The following is a 13,427-nucleotide window of genomic DNA, read 5'->3' on the forward strand; positions in this document are numbered from 1 at the left end:
AACCTATGAGTGTCCCAATTTCGGAAGAAGAAAAAATGTTAGCGGCTGGCTATGTATTAGGAGATTTAGACACTTTAGAAACTAGAGAATTTGAATCTGCGCTGAATAACAACCCCGCTTTGTGGGCTGAAGTATATGCGCTCCAAGCTGCCTTTAACAAAGTGCCTCAAGGCTTGCCCCAAATCGATCCACCACTGGCATTAAAAGCCAAAATTATCGAGTCTTTCGATGCTAATTTATCAAGCTCCAGTCTAACTGTCAATCTCCCCCAGCCGACGGTGAACGAAGTAACTCCAATCCCTGAAAAAGTGTTGACATGGAGCAGAGCATTAGCAGGAATTGGATTGTGTATTGCTGGATTTTTATCATTTGATAATTTTAATCTGCGGCAACAATTACAATTTGCCCAACAGGTAGATCGAGAGGAATTAGCAAGTGTATTAAGCCAACCTAAAAGTCGGCTACTTTCCTTGAGCGATCGATCGGATCGAGTAGTGGGAAAAGTGTTATTTACACCTGGAAACTGGCAGCAGGTAATTGTATCAGCCAAAAATCTCCCACCATTACCTGTCGATCGAGTCTATCGGATGTGGTTGGAATTAGCTAATGGACAAGTTATTCCTTGCGGTGAATTCAAAACCGACAATAGCGGCAGCATATTTATTAAGTTAAATGCTAAACAAAAGCCACCAGCAGGTGTTAAAGCTAAGGGGGTGTTTGTGACGCTCGATCGAACTATCGATCCACTCGAACCAACAGGACAAAGAGTAATTCAAGGCACCATTTAACTAAGTCATAACTCACATCCACAGGCTTTTTTAAGCAGCGTGTGGGAAAGTTATCGATTTTTCAGATTTTGCTAAATCCACTTCGCTGCCACCTCCGTACTAATTATCACAGCTCAGAGAGGAGGATCTCGATCGCATCTTTCTTGCCAGTCTCCAATCATTATTACCCTTAGACTAAAACAATGAAACTCATTTCTAATCTTGTCAATTGTCCACAGGACAGACTATACCAGCGAGTTAAAGTTCGATGTCTAGTCCGCTTTTTACGCAATAAAAGCATGTTAATGAGATCACTATTAATTTATGGTATCTGCTTTGGTACAGTCGATGCTGCCTTCGCTTCAAGATGTAAGGATGTAGAAATCGTACTTAGCAATAATTCTTCAAATTCGATTAAAGTAATAAAATTTGAGTACTTCGATTTTGATAAAGGAAAATTTCGGACAGAACTCTTACAGAGTTTACGTGCTCTAGTAACTGGCTCGATACTCTCTTCAATTAATGTGGACGAAGCTAAAATCCTAATCGACCCCGGTAAATCTGTTAGTGAAAAAGAAAATCTAGCAGATATTGGCGACCAGAAGACATTTTTCAAAGTAACGTATCAGAAACGTAATGCGGGCTTTGATAATAGTTCTTTTAGTTCGTCAATCACTCGGCAAACTACACCATTTATTTGTAAAGATAATAGTACTCATTCCGTCAATCTTGATTAGTAAGCTTGCTGGATACTAATTTTAAATCCACTTAGCTGCCACCTCCGTACTATAGATAACAGCAAAGAAAGGATGATGAAACGAGCTTCTATCTTTGCTAGTAGATTAGTAAATTATGATTAAGTATTCTTAATGAATACTCATAGACCGATCGCCAATCTTGTCACTCACTATTTCGGATCGATATCATTAATTACCACAACTAACATCACCATGAAACTTATTTCTAATCCTATCGATTTCCCAGGGAACAGTCTACACGATCGAAGAGTTAAAGCTCAACAATCAGTCAGATTCATGAACAATAAAAATGTATTAATTTCATTGCTATTAATGTGTGGCATCTGTCTTGGCACCACCAATTCAGCATTTGCGCTAGGCGACAAATGTAAGAATGTTAAAATCACCGTCAAAAATAGTACTGGTGATGCAGTTAAAATCACAAAATTTGAGTATGAGGAGAAAGATAAAAATAAATTCCGAACAGAACTTCTACTAGGTGTAGATGGACGAGAATTCCTCAATCCTAATAAACTTTTCACTAAAGTTCGAGATTTGGCATTTGTTGGCGGAGATCTGACATCATTTCGGGTCACATTTCAGAAAAAGATTGGTGGAACTTTGTTCGAGAAATCCACTACTTTTACTACTCCAGACTTTACCTGTAAAAATGACAGCACTCATCTAGTCGATCTCAAATGATTTTCTTAGTCATCTCATTTATTCCAATCGACTGATATCTAAATATCAAATTCACCATCATTTAGGAGAACCAACATGAAACGTATTTTAGAACATATCAAAATTCAACCTTCAGCCATATTTCTCAGCATTGCTGGTGTTTCGATCGCCTCATTATTGCTATCTGGGATTGGCATCGGCAAACCCGATCCAGCCTTCGCTCTTGGCGGCACCTGCAAAGATGTAAGTATTACACTCAAAAATACTTCTAATGACACAATTAAAGTTACAAAATTTGAGTATAAGGACGTTGACAACAACAAATTTCGCACAGAACTTCTCTTGGGTGTAAATGGCAAAGAATTTATCAATCCACGCAAGTCTTTTTCTAAAGTTCGAGATTTGGGAAAAATCAATCGGGGAGATCTGACATCATTCCGCGTCACCTACGAGAAAAAAATTGGCGGTGCCAAATTTGAAGCCCCGATTATTTTCACTACCGAAGAATTCGCCTGTAAATTTGCTCATACAGTCGAGCTGAAGTAATCGTTCTTATTTCATTTAGCCCAATTTTTTCAGTCGATCGTTCCAAAAATTATAGTCCAAATCATGATATTTGGACGATCGGATCTAATTTACCTTTATTGTAGGAGAATCGACATGAAACTTATTTCCCGTCTTACCGATCGTGCAGGGCACGAGCTACGCCAACGCGTCAAAGTTCAGTCCTCAGCCATATTGTTCGGTATTACCAGTATTTCGATCGCATCATTATTATTATGCGGAATCGGCATCGGCAAACCCGATCCAGCCTTGGCTGTAGGCGACAAATGTAAAAATGTAAAAATCACAATTAAAAATGACACTACAGATACGCTAAAAGTGAAGAAGTTTTTGTACATAGATGTTAAAAAAAATCGAGACCATCTAGAGGCTCTTCTAGGCCCAAATGGACGAGACATTCTCAACCCTGGTAACTCAGTAACCGACACGCGAGATTTGGCATTTGTTGATAATGAAACAATTCGATTTCGAGTAATATATCAACACAAAATTGGTCGTACCAAATTTGAAAATGATATTATTCATACTACTGGATCTTTTGTCTGCAAAGACAATAGTAGTCATACGGTTTCACTGACTAAATAGTTTAATTTTGGTAGCTAGATCGATCAAAAGATATCTATCTGATTTCGATCGATCTGGCTCGATCTCGACGAATGTAGATTCAGATCCATCTGAATCTCAAGAAATAGCAACATTTTCTTCCTCATTGTAAGTCAAGCACTAACAATCGAGATTTATATCAGTCAAACCCAAGTTGAAACCACTTCAGTTGTTTCAACCACTCATCGCTTGCAAATTACTTTTTTAATCGGAATAATCTAACAATCACGATCGACTTTTCCGATCTTTTCCGATCGTCAATAGCAGATCTTTTCCGATCTTTTCTGGCTGTCAAACTAGCTGGGGACAGATATTCTGGAAATGTGGAACAGGTTAAACCTTTCCACAAACTTACAAAAGACACGGGAGAATGCAACTATGATGTACCGCTGGATTCAGGGTACGCTAGTTTTGTGCTGCTCGATCGCACTATGCGAACTACCCACCTTCGCACAACTACCACCTAGCCCTACAAACAATTCAACTTCAATACCGTCGGTTATTACCCTTAAATCGGGGGAAAGCTTGCGCGTAAAAGTCGATCGGTTGCCAGTTCAAACAGAAATTGCTGTATTTCTAGGCGATCTCGATATCACTTCTCAAATGCAACGAGAAGGACAAGAATTAGTATACAAATCGACTCTTTTACCCCTACCTGTTGGTGAGCAAACACTTATAGTTTATCGCACTACCACACCCGATCGGTGGGAACCTGTCGCAACTTTCCCTGTTAAAATCGAACCAAATCAAAGCCAAGTAGCCACTCAAACCGAAGAATCTGGTAAATCCCCAACTTCAACAACAACCCCAGCACCTAACCCCGAACCATCATCTAAACCTGACTCGATTCCTACAAATCCGAGCGATTCTAAATCCTCAACTGCTGCAACACCCTCGCCAGCAGGATCGACACCTGCAACAACCAACCCAACAACAGCAGCAGATCCCATTAGTCCCATCGGTTTTAACACCAAACTCAACGTCAACATTAAATCCCAACTCGCCGAATCCCGCAGCCCCGATGCTGGTGTTTCGCCCCGCCCGACGACATTTTTAGATGCCGCCTTCACTGGCGAACTATCTGCCCTGTATCCCATCGGTACGGGCAAATTGCAAGGCAAAGTCAACATCGTCGGAACTACCTTCAAACCGGAAGCCCTCCGCTTTGGCGAACTCCAAGAACGCGCATCCCTTGTCGATCTTAGTGCCTACTCGATCGATTTTACCGATGGCGACAATAAGGTTGCCGTCGGCAATGTTTGCTTTGGCAACAATCCCTTACTCGTCAGCAATGTCTGTACCAGAGGCGTGACAGCCAATCTCAAACTCAATAATTTCGCCGATATCAGTATCGGACATCTGAGCACTACCGCGATCGTCGGTTTCGACAATATCTTAGGTATCGAGCAGGAGAATAACACTCTCACTGGAGCCACTCTCGGAATGCAAGTGGCGAATAATAACTCTGGCGGCGTGCGGTTAGAAACTACCGTGATGAATGGTGCTCGTTTACCCGTCGCTAACTTTAACGTCGGCGAAGTCGTCGATGCCGAAGCCAGCGATGGGATCGGCTTCCGAGTCACCGCCGCTAACGATAACGGACGCTGGAAAGCCGATGCTGGCTTCGCTCGCAGTACTTTTACGGCTGGTGGAGCCAACGATCCGCAACTCACCGACGGTACCAATGCTATAGCCCTCCAACCCATGACTAAAAATGCCTGGTATGCGGAAACTAGCTACGATATTCTCAAGGATGTCAAACTAGATGATAACCGCAATTTAGCTCTCTCAGCCAATCTGAAAGTCGAACAGGCAGATCCTCAATTTGGTACGCTCGGTGCAACTGTCAATGCTGACAGGTTGCAAGCTCAGTATGGCATCAATGCCACGATCGCAGGTGCTAATATTCAATTTCAGCATACTAATTCTGAAGATAATATCGCAAATCTTCCCAATCTTTTGAAGACTAGAAATAACAGCGATACAATTAGCTTAAATATACCATTACAGTCGGTTTTACAGAATAACAGCTCCCTATTACCAACGATTTCATACAGTTATCAAAGAACAGCTCAAAACGGTTCGATCTTGGCCGCCCTAAATGGTGGTTTTGACGAATCCTCCGAAATTCCCAATCAACTTAATAATACTCAGGAAATCGGGCTTGAATGGAAATTTTCTGACGCATTATCATTCGATTATAAATTTAGCAATACCTTTCAAGACAATCGCCAGCAGGGACGCGAAAATGCTGACTTTAATAATATCAGTCATCAATTTTCAGTTGGTTGGCAATCCAGTCAACAACTAAGATTCAATCTTGGCTACAACTTCACTAACGCCCAAAATATCGAACGCCAAATTACGCGATTCACCCAAAGTCCGACCTTTGGAGTGAGTTGGGAATTCGTCCCTGATGTCACATTAGCCGTTAATTACAATTTCAATAATGACTCTGATTTGATCGGTGAATCTTTGACTCGATCGAATGCTTTAGACTTGCTACTAACTTGGAATTTTAAAACAAATACTTTCGGTCGCGAAAATCCTGGCAGTGTTTTCCTCCGCTACAGCGGTCAATCGAATCTTAACAGTAGTTCGATCGGTAATATCAACACCGACTCAACAATTAATACCGTCAGTGCAGGCATGAGTCTAAGTTTTTAAACCACTATCCACTATCCACTGTTCACTATTTCCTAAACCATGAAAACCAACCAAATCTTTGCCAACTCACTCGCAATTTTAGCTCTAAGCGTAACTTTATTGGGAATGCAACCCGCTCAAGCTGCCGATGTTAGTCCCAGAGGGGTAAATGTCAAAAGTTTCGGCACAACTACGGTATTTCTCACCTATTTTGGATTAAATAACCAAACCCCCGTCGAAGCATTTTGGTGTGGCGAAATTAATGCCGATCGATCGTGTGTTTCCGGTACCATATTTGGGAGATTGCCGCGTAGGTACAATATCGGTCGAGCGAGCGGTCAGAATAACTATACAGATATTATGACCATTCCCGCTTCGGTGGCGCGTAAAGCCTATCAAGATGCAGCGCGAGGTAATAATTCCGATTTCTTCTACGTGCGCCGCTGGAGGAGTAATAACGGCGGCCCTGATGAATTTGTCGCCGTCACTTGTCGGTTATCTAGTGGTGGCGCGCGAGTCCCCTTTAGTATTACCAGTGTCAAATTAGTCACTGGCGATAAACCTGCACCTGCGGTTTTTACAGGGTCAACTTTACCTCAGTTTGGTGCCCAAATTAGCTACAACGGTACGGGTAGATTAAAAGGCAGATGGGAAGTAGTGTTACCTGGAGATCCGCCACCAACTGGGCGAGATTTATTAACCGAGGCAAGTTTGCCGCTCGAAGAACGGGGTTTGCAACGACGTTATACTCAGTTAGAACGATTCGATCTATTCCTGCAACCGACTGGGCAAGTCTTGTTACCAGGCCCCGATCCGAGTAAATTTCCGAAAGGCTCGACTGGTGCTTATCAGATTTTATTACGGATCGAAGCGACCGACGATAAAGAAGGCGATTCTAGTATCGGTACGGGGATAGTTAATAGCGGTGGCGTGGCAGGTTTTCCGATGCCTGTATTCCGTTATTTTATGACCGCTAATGCCGATAAACTTACCCCGCTCGAACCTAAATCTAATCGTAAAATTGCAGTGGGCGAACCTATTCGATTTAGCTGGCAGGGAATTAGTGCGGCGCGAGGTTATAAGTTAGAAATTAAAGATAAAGATCGCGTAATTTTATCAGCTCTATTATCAGCAGAACGCACTACTTATAACGCCCCACCTTGGCTCAAACAGAAAACTAACAAGTTGTTAACTTGGCACGTCCAAGCTCTCGATCGTGATGGTTCGATTTTGACTGAATCCGTTCCTCAACAGTTTCAGATTTTAGAAAAACGAAACATAGGTAGAATGTTAGATGTAGTGTTTAATTTACAAAGTCAAATTTATATGAATGCGACTGTTACAGCGACCGCGAAAAGGAAATTTTATGGGGGATTTTCTTGAAAAACTTACTTAGCAAGGAGACTAAAAATGGAAACGATATATATTGCTATTTCTGTGCATAATGTAGCCGCATCTGTTGAGGATTATTCTAAAAGATTTGCGGCTGAGCCTTGCGTTATAGTTCCTAATGAATATGCGCTTTGGCGCAATAAAGGCGTAAATTTCTCTATCCGTCAAACTAATTCAGCACATGGTACCCTCCGTCATTTGGGATGGGAAGATTCTACGGCTATAGCCTTTACTAAAGAAACAGATGTGAATGGAATCGAATGGGAAAGATTCAATGCTATGGCACAGGCAGATGAGATTGGAAATATATGGCCAAGTGTAGATTATTTACCATCAAAAATTGAACAGGAATAATAAATTCTCAATTTGAAATTTATATGACTCAACCCAAACTAGACAGCTCAGGGTTAATAGCAGCCATGTTTGCTACGGCAACTTGGGGGATGGTGGGCATATTTATCCGCTGGCTGCCCGGTTGGTCTCCCTTTGCCATCCTCGCAGGTCGCTTTCTCGTTGCCACGGCTGCGATGTTGCCGATCCTGTTACTGGTACCAAGTATCCGACAGGATTTCACTCGCTCCCTGGGCAGTCCACCAATCTGGTTGCTGAGTTTGCCAGCGATTGGCTCTTCCTTTTTAGGAACTACAGCATTTCAAATGGCACCCGTAGGTGAAGTTACATTATTATTTACGACCTCGCCATTATTTATTATTGCCTACAAATATGTCATGCGCTTAGACATCAAACGAAGTGAGGGCTGGGGAATTTTCATAGCGACAACTGGAGTCATTTTTATTCTACTGCCTCAGTTCTCTAGCGATCGATCCACCTCTTTGCAAACAATCATAGGCTATCTTTTAGCTTTAGGCGCGGCTGGTGTAGTGACATTTTACACCGTTTCATTTAATACTTTTACCGATCGAGGCATTGCACCCAAATCGATAAATATTGTATTCATGACTTGTTTGCTAGGTGGTATATTATCTCTGTTGTGCACGATTTTCTTCACCAAACTATCGATCGAACCTAGTATCGATTCAGCAAAGCTGACGCTGCGCGAACGACAGGAGATCTTCGTATTATTAGGGTTAGGGGTATTGTCTACTGCCTTGCCATTTTTTTGTTACACAGTCGCAGCGCAGCGACTACCCATAGTTCTGACAACGGGAATATTGCTGCTAGAGCCAATGTTTGCAGTGTTATTTGCATCGATCGCGTTACGAGAAATTCCCTCATTGTGGTTTGGGATCGGTAGTATTCTAGTTTTCTGGGGATTGCGGTCAATTGCTAGAGCCGCCAATTCATCATGAGTTACCGGATGAATTTGAACCGCAGAGATTTCACGATCCGATATTACTGTAATCTTAGGTAAGCATCTTAGCTACCGATCTCTTGAGTCTTTAGAAACACAACCACCCACAGATGTGCGCTTTTAGTCATCTTCTATACTGTCCAATCGCGAACCATTAAATTTGGAATCTTCTCAAAATCTCGGAGATTTATAGAAAGTAAAACTCCATTGTGAGCGATAACAATAGATGCAATCCGCAAATCTTGAGTACCAACTCGAATTCGCTGCGATCTAAACTCTCGATAAATTATCTGCGCTTCTTCTGTGAACTGTAAAACTTCAAAATCTGAAAGCAATTTGACAGTTTCAGACAACCATCTGTAGGCATTAGCTAATGAGATACCTACTTTTGCCACTGCTACTTGGGCAAGTCTCCCGCGCAACTGCTCCTCTAAATTAATGGCTGTCGTTGTTAAGCGAACAGAATCGACTTGTAATCGTTCGATTAGTGCTGAATGATTGCGTCCATACAAGCTGAGATGATCTGTATCTAGGATGTATAGCGTCATACTGCATCATCGATTTCATTAGCCGATCGACGAATATCTGCTAATTTATCCATCCAATCATCAAATGTTGGATCGGTTGCTAGAATACCTGCATGTTGCAGTGAAGTATCGCCTATTCTATCGATCTCTTGAGGCTCATCAAGATCGATAGTTACTACTTTACCCTTAGATAACTGTGAATTTAAAGCCGCTTTAACATTTGAGATTGCTTCTATTTCGGTATATCCATCTACCGAAACTGTTGGCATTCCAATTACAGAAGCCACAAAATGTCTTGGGGATCGACTTTCGACGAAAATTTGATACTGCATTGCTATTATGACCTTATCGGGAGTCAGATTGTCTCCCTCTCTAGATTAAACCTAAATCCCGATTTTGACCATTACGATGATTCACGCCAATATAATCTTCAGAGAATGTCTGCCAGAGTCCGCTACTGAAGATCTGTTTGCTCGGATTCCATATTTTAGTAACTCGTAGATTGAGACTAAACCTACGATTCACAGCCAATAAATTCTCAACCTAATTTTGGGACTTTTGCCATGAAATCGATACCGTTGCTCACCAAGCTCCAAACTTTTTTGTCCGAACCTTTAGACGTGAAGCTACAGCGATCGATCGCCACAGATGTAGAGGCGCACGTACTAGATCTGTTTCATACCGTCGTCAATTCGGTACCAGCTTATCGACAGTTTCTGCAATTACAAGGCATCGATCCCGCCTCGATTCAGACGCTCGCGGCATTTCAACAGTTACCGCTGGTGACTAAAGCCAATTATATCAAGCAATATCCGCTCGCCGAAATTTGTCGGGCTGGGAGCTTATCGACTTGCGACATGCTGGCGGTATCTTCTGGCTCTACTGGCGAACCAACCTGCTGGCCGCGCCAGATTAGCGATGAGTTAGAGATCGCCACTAGATTTGAGTATATCTTTCGCGAGAGCTTTCAAGCCGATCGCCGTTCCACTTTAGCGGTGATTTGCTTCGCTTTGGGGACTTGGGTGGGAGGCATGTATACCGCCGCTTGTTGTCGGTGGCTGGCGACTAAGGGGTATCAGATCGCAGTAATTACGCCAGGAAACAACAAGACCGAAATTCTGCGCGTCGTGCAGGCATTGGGCGGGCAGTTCGAGCAAATGGTATTACTAGGCTATCCACCTTTTTTGAAAGATGTGGTGGATACTGGCATTCAACAAGGCGTGCGATGGTCGGATTATGCCGTCAAATTGGTGATGGCGGGGGAAGTTTTTAGCGAAGAATGGAGACTGTTGGTGGGACAACGGCTCAGTTCGACCGATTATTACTATGATTCGGCAGCTCTATTTGGGACTGCCGATGCGGGGGTGTTGGGACATGAAACCCCGTTATCGATTTGTATTCGGCAGTTTCTAGCCACCCATCCAGATGCTGCTCGGCAATTGTTTGGCGAGTCCCGCCTCCCAACGCTGGTGCAGTACGATCCGACGAGCCGCTTTTTTGAAGTTCATGAGGGTACGCTTTTATTTTCTGGCGATAATGGGGTGCCATTGATTCGCTATCATATCGCCGATACTGGGGGCGTTATTAGCTATGAAACGATGCTCCAATTCCTCCAAGATTGGGGTTTTGACCCGTTGGCAGTACTGGAAACAGATCGAGGTGTCCATGCCTTGCCCTTTGTATATGTGTTTGGTCGATCTCAATTTGCAATTTCTTACTTCGGTGCGAACCTCTACCCCGAAAATATTGCGGTTGGTTTAGAGCAACCCGCGATCCAAGATTGGGTGACTGGCAAGTTTGTGATGCAAATAATTGAAGATGAGGATGGCAATCGATTCTTGTCAGTTACGGTGGAATTGGCTCCTGGGGTCGATGCCGAGCGCGATAAGGCTCAGAGTATCTCCCGAGCGATCGTGGCACAGTTACGGCGATTGAATAGCGAGTTTGCCAACTATGTCCCGACTGAATATCAACAGCCGCAGATAACTCTCAAACCAATGGGCGATCCCGACTTTTTCCCGGTCGGTGTCAAACATAGCTACACTCGATCGATCTAGTCGATGGTGTAACCGATCTTAACTGGGCTGATAGACCTCGACTCGGCAGAGCCGACGCTACGCGAACGAATTTTTTCGATCCTGAAGTTCCAATCACTATGCCTGAACTCGATCTGGAAAAGATATCTCCAACACTACACATCCAAGATCGGTTGTGAATGGCCCATGCATTTCTCCAGGTGGTCTGCTGGCATAATGTCCGGTTTCTAACCACAGATCGAAGGCTCGGTCGTAAAGACGACCGCTGATAATTAAAATTTCTTCAGGATAAGCATGACTTTTTGCACCGAAACTAGTCGTGTCAGCACCAGGATAAAATCGAGTTAGACGGGTGTATTCACCAGTTTCGACATCTATGCTCAAAGTCAGTTCTTCTACCATTTCTGCAAGCCCTGGGAGCGGTTTCCACAGGTTTTGATTTGCTCGATCTAATGGATTCCAATACTCGATCGTCGATTTTGGCATATTACCTCATTTTAAGATTGCTGCGATCGAATCTCACTAGTATGACCTGCAATAATTTGGATCGAGCCACTAGTCGAAATTGCCCAAACACGGGTAAATCGAATATCTTGCTCGACTGGGGTACCTTCATAACTGCCTACTATGTGCATTAAAACAGAAACAACGGTAAACCCATCGTTGATTTGAATCTGTCGATCGGATGGTGTAAGTTCGGTAAACTTAAATTGTCCAGTGCGGTGAGCATCAAGATCTTCCTGTTTGCTAAAAACTTGCCCTAGATGATTTGTAAACAGGAGTTCGGGAGCAATTAAGGCATCTAATTCAACGAGATCGGGACGCAGCATTGCTTGTCTGAGTCGCTCTTCTAGTTCGACGATCTGAGCTTGGGTAGTTATCATAGTTTACTCCTTAAAAGTTGAAATGCGGAGTGCGGAATTTATGTCCGATCGACCATCGACGATTGTAGATTTTAAAGCGTCAGGGGAAGCTGCATACCAGCAAATTTTCAAGCGATCTCCCTTACTCAGTAGTATCTCTAGCCAATTAGACGATCTACTCATCGCTTACGACTATTTTCCACCAGGAACTACACCAAATATTTTAGCCAAACAGCACGGCTTGTGCATTTTTATCGATTTACCCGCTCCAGTCACTACCGAACGCTGGATCGATGGTAAATTGCGACGCGAAATAGTCCGGCGTGGGGATGCAGTTGTCATTCCAGCGGATACTTGGCATTATGCTGAGTGGAATCGCGGTGGCGGCGCAATTGTCGTCGGGTTGGAGCCACAAGTCATCCTCGATACGCTCAATTTAACTCTAGAGCGCGATTTATTAGAATTGATTCCCCACTTTGCGACTACAGATCCGACGATCGATCGGATCGGAATCTCCCTCAAACACGCCCTCGAACATCCTGGCTGTCTGAGCCGCCTCTACGCCGAATCGATGCTCGATGCGCTGACAATGCACCTGCTACAGCATTATTCCGTTCAGAATTATGCCCTCCCCACCTATGATGGTGGATTAGCTCCAGCACAACTAGAAGGAGTCGTAGACTATATCGATACTTATCTCAGTCGCGATCTCAGTTTGCATGAACTGGCTCAATTAGTTCAATTGAGTCCACACTACTTTTCCCGACTCTTCAAACAATCGACTGGATTTTCGCCTCATCAATATATTTTAAGATGTCGGATCGATCGAGGGAAACAATTGTTACGCCAAGGCGAATTGAGTATTGCTGGAGTAGCGAAGATCGTTGGATTTGTAGATCAAAGTCATTTTCATCGTCATTTTAAACGATTGGAAGGCATTACGCCCAAAGCATTTGTCAGCCAAGTTTGTTGATATCAATCCGCCAGAATATCCAAAAAATCGGATAAATGTACAAGACAAATATCCAGAGTTTGCTAAATACTGACAGCTAGAGTTACAGCTCGTATTTGTAGTAGCAATAGGAGATCGCGCTCATGGCACAGCTCGAAACCAAGACCGAGCCGATGGTACTCAATATGGGGCCACATCATCCCTCTATGCACGGTTGTTTTCGGATTATCGTCACACTAGATGGGGAAGATGTCGTCGATTGCGAACCCGTCATCGGTTATCTACATCGGGGGATGGAAAAGATTGCTGAAAATCGTACCAATCTGATGTTTGTCCCCTACGTCAGT

At 43.3% G+C, this 13,427-nt stretch carries 15 protein-coding genes and 1 pseudogene; 12 read left to right on the top strand and 4 right to left on the bottom strand.

What is annotated here, in order from left to right:
• Nucleotides 1-5: 5 nt before the first annotated feature.
• From ACEW9I_RS09110 to ACEW9I_RS09150, 9 genes are all read left to right on the top strand, one after another.
• Nucleotides 6-788, top strand: a complete 783-nt coding sequence (locus ACEW9I_RS09110; RefSeq protein ID WP_373540032.1) for an anti-sigma factor domain-containing protein — start codon at nucleotides 6-8, stop codon at nucleotides 786-788.
• A gap of 284 nt (nucleotides 789-1,072) precedes the next feature.
• Nucleotides 1,073-1,504 carry a hypothetical protein gene (locus ACEW9I_RS09115; protein ID WP_373540033.1) on the top strand — a complete coding sequence of 144 codons (432 nt, stop codon included), beginning with the start codon at nucleotides 1,073-1,075 and terminating at the stop codon, nucleotides 1,502-1,504.
• A 297-nt stretch (nucleotides 1,505-1,801) separates the two neighbouring features.
• Entirely contained in the window at nucleotides 1,802-2,206 is a 405-nt protein-coding gene (locus tag ACEW9I_RS09120; RefSeq protein ID WP_373540034.1) for a hypothetical protein, read from the top strand.
• Nucleotides 2,207-2,281: 75 nt separating this feature from the next.
• On the top strand, nucleotides 2,282-2,731 hold the full coding sequence (locus ACEW9I_RS09125; protein WP_373540035.1) for a hypothetical protein: 450 nt from the start codon (nucleotides 2,282-2,284) through the stop codon (nucleotides 2,729-2,731).
• A 114-nt stretch (nucleotides 2,732-2,845) separates the two neighbouring features.
• Complete coding sequence (locus ACEW9I_RS09130; protein ID WP_373540036.1) at nucleotides 2,846-3,334, top strand: hypothetical protein; 489 nt, start codon at nucleotides 2,846-2,848, stop codon at nucleotides 3,332-3,334.
• A gap of 396 nt (nucleotides 3,335-3,730) precedes the next feature.
• Nucleotides 3,731-6,019 (top strand): hypothetical protein, encoded by a 2,289-nt coding sequence (locus ACEW9I_RS09135; RefSeq protein WP_373540037.1) that lies wholly within the window; start codon nucleotides 3,731-3,733, stop codon nucleotides 6,017-6,019.
• A gap of 39 nt (nucleotides 6,020-6,058) precedes the next feature.
• Complete coding sequence (locus ACEW9I_RS09140) at nucleotides 6,059-7,381, top strand: hypothetical protein (protein WP_373540038.1); 1,323 nt, start codon at nucleotides 6,059-6,061, stop codon at nucleotides 7,379-7,381.
• A gap of 27 nt (nucleotides 7,382-7,408) precedes the next feature.
• Entirely contained in the window at nucleotides 7,409-7,744 is a 336-nt protein-coding gene (locus tag ACEW9I_RS09145; protein ID WP_373540039.1) for a hypothetical protein, read from the top strand.
• Between the two features lie 23 nt (nucleotides 7,745-7,767).
• Entirely contained in the window at nucleotides 7,768-8,700 is a 933-nt protein-coding gene (locus ACEW9I_RS09150; protein ID WP_373540040.1) for a DMT family transporter, read from the top strand.
• 133 nt (nucleotides 8,701-8,833) lie between these two features.
• Here the strand turns inward: ACEW9I_RS09150 and ACEW9I_RS09155 are convergent, their stop codons facing one another.
• Nucleotides 8,834-9,250 carry a type II toxin-antitoxin system VapC family toxin gene (locus ACEW9I_RS09155; protein ID WP_373540041.1) on the bottom strand — a complete coding sequence of 139 codons (417 nt, stop codon included), beginning with the start codon at nucleotides 9,248-9,250 and terminating at the stop codon, nucleotides 8,834-8,836.
• The gene (locus tag ACEW9I_RS09160) at nucleotides 9,247-9,516 is read right to left on the bottom strand and encodes a type II toxin-antitoxin system HicB family antitoxin (RefSeq protein ID WP_373540042.1); all 270 of its coding nucleotides are present in this window, start codon (nucleotides 9,514-9,516) and stop codon (nucleotides 9,247-9,249) included. Before ACEW9I_RS09160 ends, ACEW9I_RS09155 begins: the two co-directional genes overlap by 4 nt.
• A 276-nt stretch (nucleotides 9,517-9,792) precedes the next feature.
• Between ACEW9I_RS09160 and ACEW9I_RS09165 the strand changes: the two genes are divergently transcribed.
• The gene (locus ACEW9I_RS09165) at nucleotides 9,793-11,286 is read left to right on the top strand and encodes a phenylacetate--CoA ligase family protein (protein ID WP_373540043.1); all 1,494 of its coding nucleotides are present in this window, start codon (nucleotides 9,793-9,795) and stop codon (nucleotides 11,284-11,286) included.
• Nucleotides 11,287-11,382: 96 nt separating this feature from the next.
• On the opposite strand, the gene ACEW9I_RS09170 is transcribed toward ACEW9I_RS09165, so the two are convergent.
• Together ACEW9I_RS09170 and ACEW9I_RS09175 are read right to left on the bottom strand one after the other, a co-directional pair.
• Nucleotides 11,383-11,751 (bottom strand): cupin domain-containing protein, encoded by a 369-nt coding sequence (locus tag ACEW9I_RS09170; RefSeq protein WP_373540044.1) that lies wholly within the window; start codon nucleotides 11,749-11,751, stop codon nucleotides 11,383-11,385.
• 11 nt (nucleotides 11,752-11,762) lie between these two features.
• The gene (locus ACEW9I_RS09175; RefSeq protein WP_373540045.1) at nucleotides 11,763-12,149 is read right to left on the bottom strand and encodes a nuclear transport factor 2 family protein; all 387 of its coding nucleotides are present in this window, start codon (nucleotides 12,147-12,149) and stop codon (nucleotides 11,763-11,765) included.
• Between the two features lie 22 nt (nucleotides 12,150-12,171).
• On the opposite strand from ACEW9I_RS09175, the gene ACEW9I_RS09180 reads away from it, so the two are divergent.
• Both ACEW9I_RS09180 and ACEW9I_RS09185 read left to right on the top strand, forming a co-directional pair.
• Nucleotides 12,172-13,101, top strand: coding sequence for a helix-turn-helix transcriptional regulator (locus ACEW9I_RS09180; RefSeq protein WP_373540046.1), 930 nt, complete (start codon nucleotides 12,172-12,174; stop codon nucleotides 13,099-13,101).
• A gap of 122 nt (nucleotides 13,102-13,223) precedes the next feature.
• A pseudogene (locus ACEW9I_RS09185) lies at nucleotides 13,224-13,427 on the top strand (NADPH-quinone oxidoreductase); the annotation flags it as partial.

It is taken from the genome of Chamaesiphon sp. (assembly GCF_041738855.1).
Lineage (GTDB): Bacteria > Cyanobacteriota > Cyanobacteriia > Cyanobacteriales > Chamaesiphonaceae > Chamaesiphon.

Bases quoted from the DNA above. Each gene is read 5' to 3' on its own strand.
- ACEW9I_RS09110 (WP_373540032.1), top strand. From the start codon at position 6: ATGAGTGTCCCAATTTCGGAAGAAGAAAAAATGTTAGCGGCTGGCTAT.
- ACEW9I_RS09115 (WP_373540033.1), top strand. From the start codon at position 1,073: ATGAGATCACTATTAATTTATGGTATCTGCTTTGGTACAGTCGATGCT.
- ACEW9I_RS09120 (WP_373540034.1), top strand. From the start codon at position 1,802: ATGAACAATAAAAATGTATTAATTTCATTGCTATTAATGTGTGGCATC.
- ACEW9I_RS09125 (WP_373540035.1), top strand. From the start codon at position 2,282: ATGAAACGTATTTTAGAACATATCAAAATTCAACCTTCAGCCATATTT.
- ACEW9I_RS09130 (WP_373540036.1), top strand. From the start codon at position 2,846: ATGAAACTTATTTCCCGTCTTACCGATCGTGCAGGGCACGAGCTACGC.
- ACEW9I_RS09135 (WP_373540037.1), top strand. From the start codon at position 3,731: ATGATGTACCGCTGGATTCAGGGTACGCTAGTTTTGTGCTGCTCGATC.
- ACEW9I_RS09140 (WP_373540038.1), top strand. From the start codon at position 6,059: ATGAAAACCAACCAAATCTTTGCCAACTCACTCGCAATTTTAGCTCTA.
- ACEW9I_RS09145 (WP_373540039.1), top strand. From the start codon at position 7,409: ATGGAAACGATATATATTGCTATTTCTGTGCATAATGTAGCCGCATCT.
- ACEW9I_RS09150 (WP_373540040.1), top strand. From the start codon at position 7,768: ATGACTCAACCCAAACTAGACAGCTCAGGGTTAATAGCAGCCATGTTT.
- ACEW9I_RS09155 (WP_373540041.1), bottom strand. From the start codon at position 9,250: ATGACGCTATACATCCTAGATACAGATCATCTCAGCTTGTATGGACGC.
- ACEW9I_RS09165 (WP_373540043.1), top strand. From the start codon at position 9,793: ATGAAATCGATACCGTTGCTCACCAAGCTCCAAACTTTTTTGTCCGAA.
- ACEW9I_RS09170 (WP_373540044.1), bottom strand. From the start codon at position 11,751: ATGCCAAAATCGACGATCGAGTATTGGAATCCATTAGATCGAGCAAAT.
- ACEW9I_RS09175 (WP_373540045.1), bottom strand. From the start codon at position 12,149: ATGATAACTACCCAAGCTCAGATCGTCGAACTAGAAGAGCGACTCAGA.
- ACEW9I_RS09180 (WP_373540046.1), top strand. From the start codon at position 12,172: ATGCGGAGTGCGGAATTTATGTCCGATCGACCATCGACGATTGTAGAT.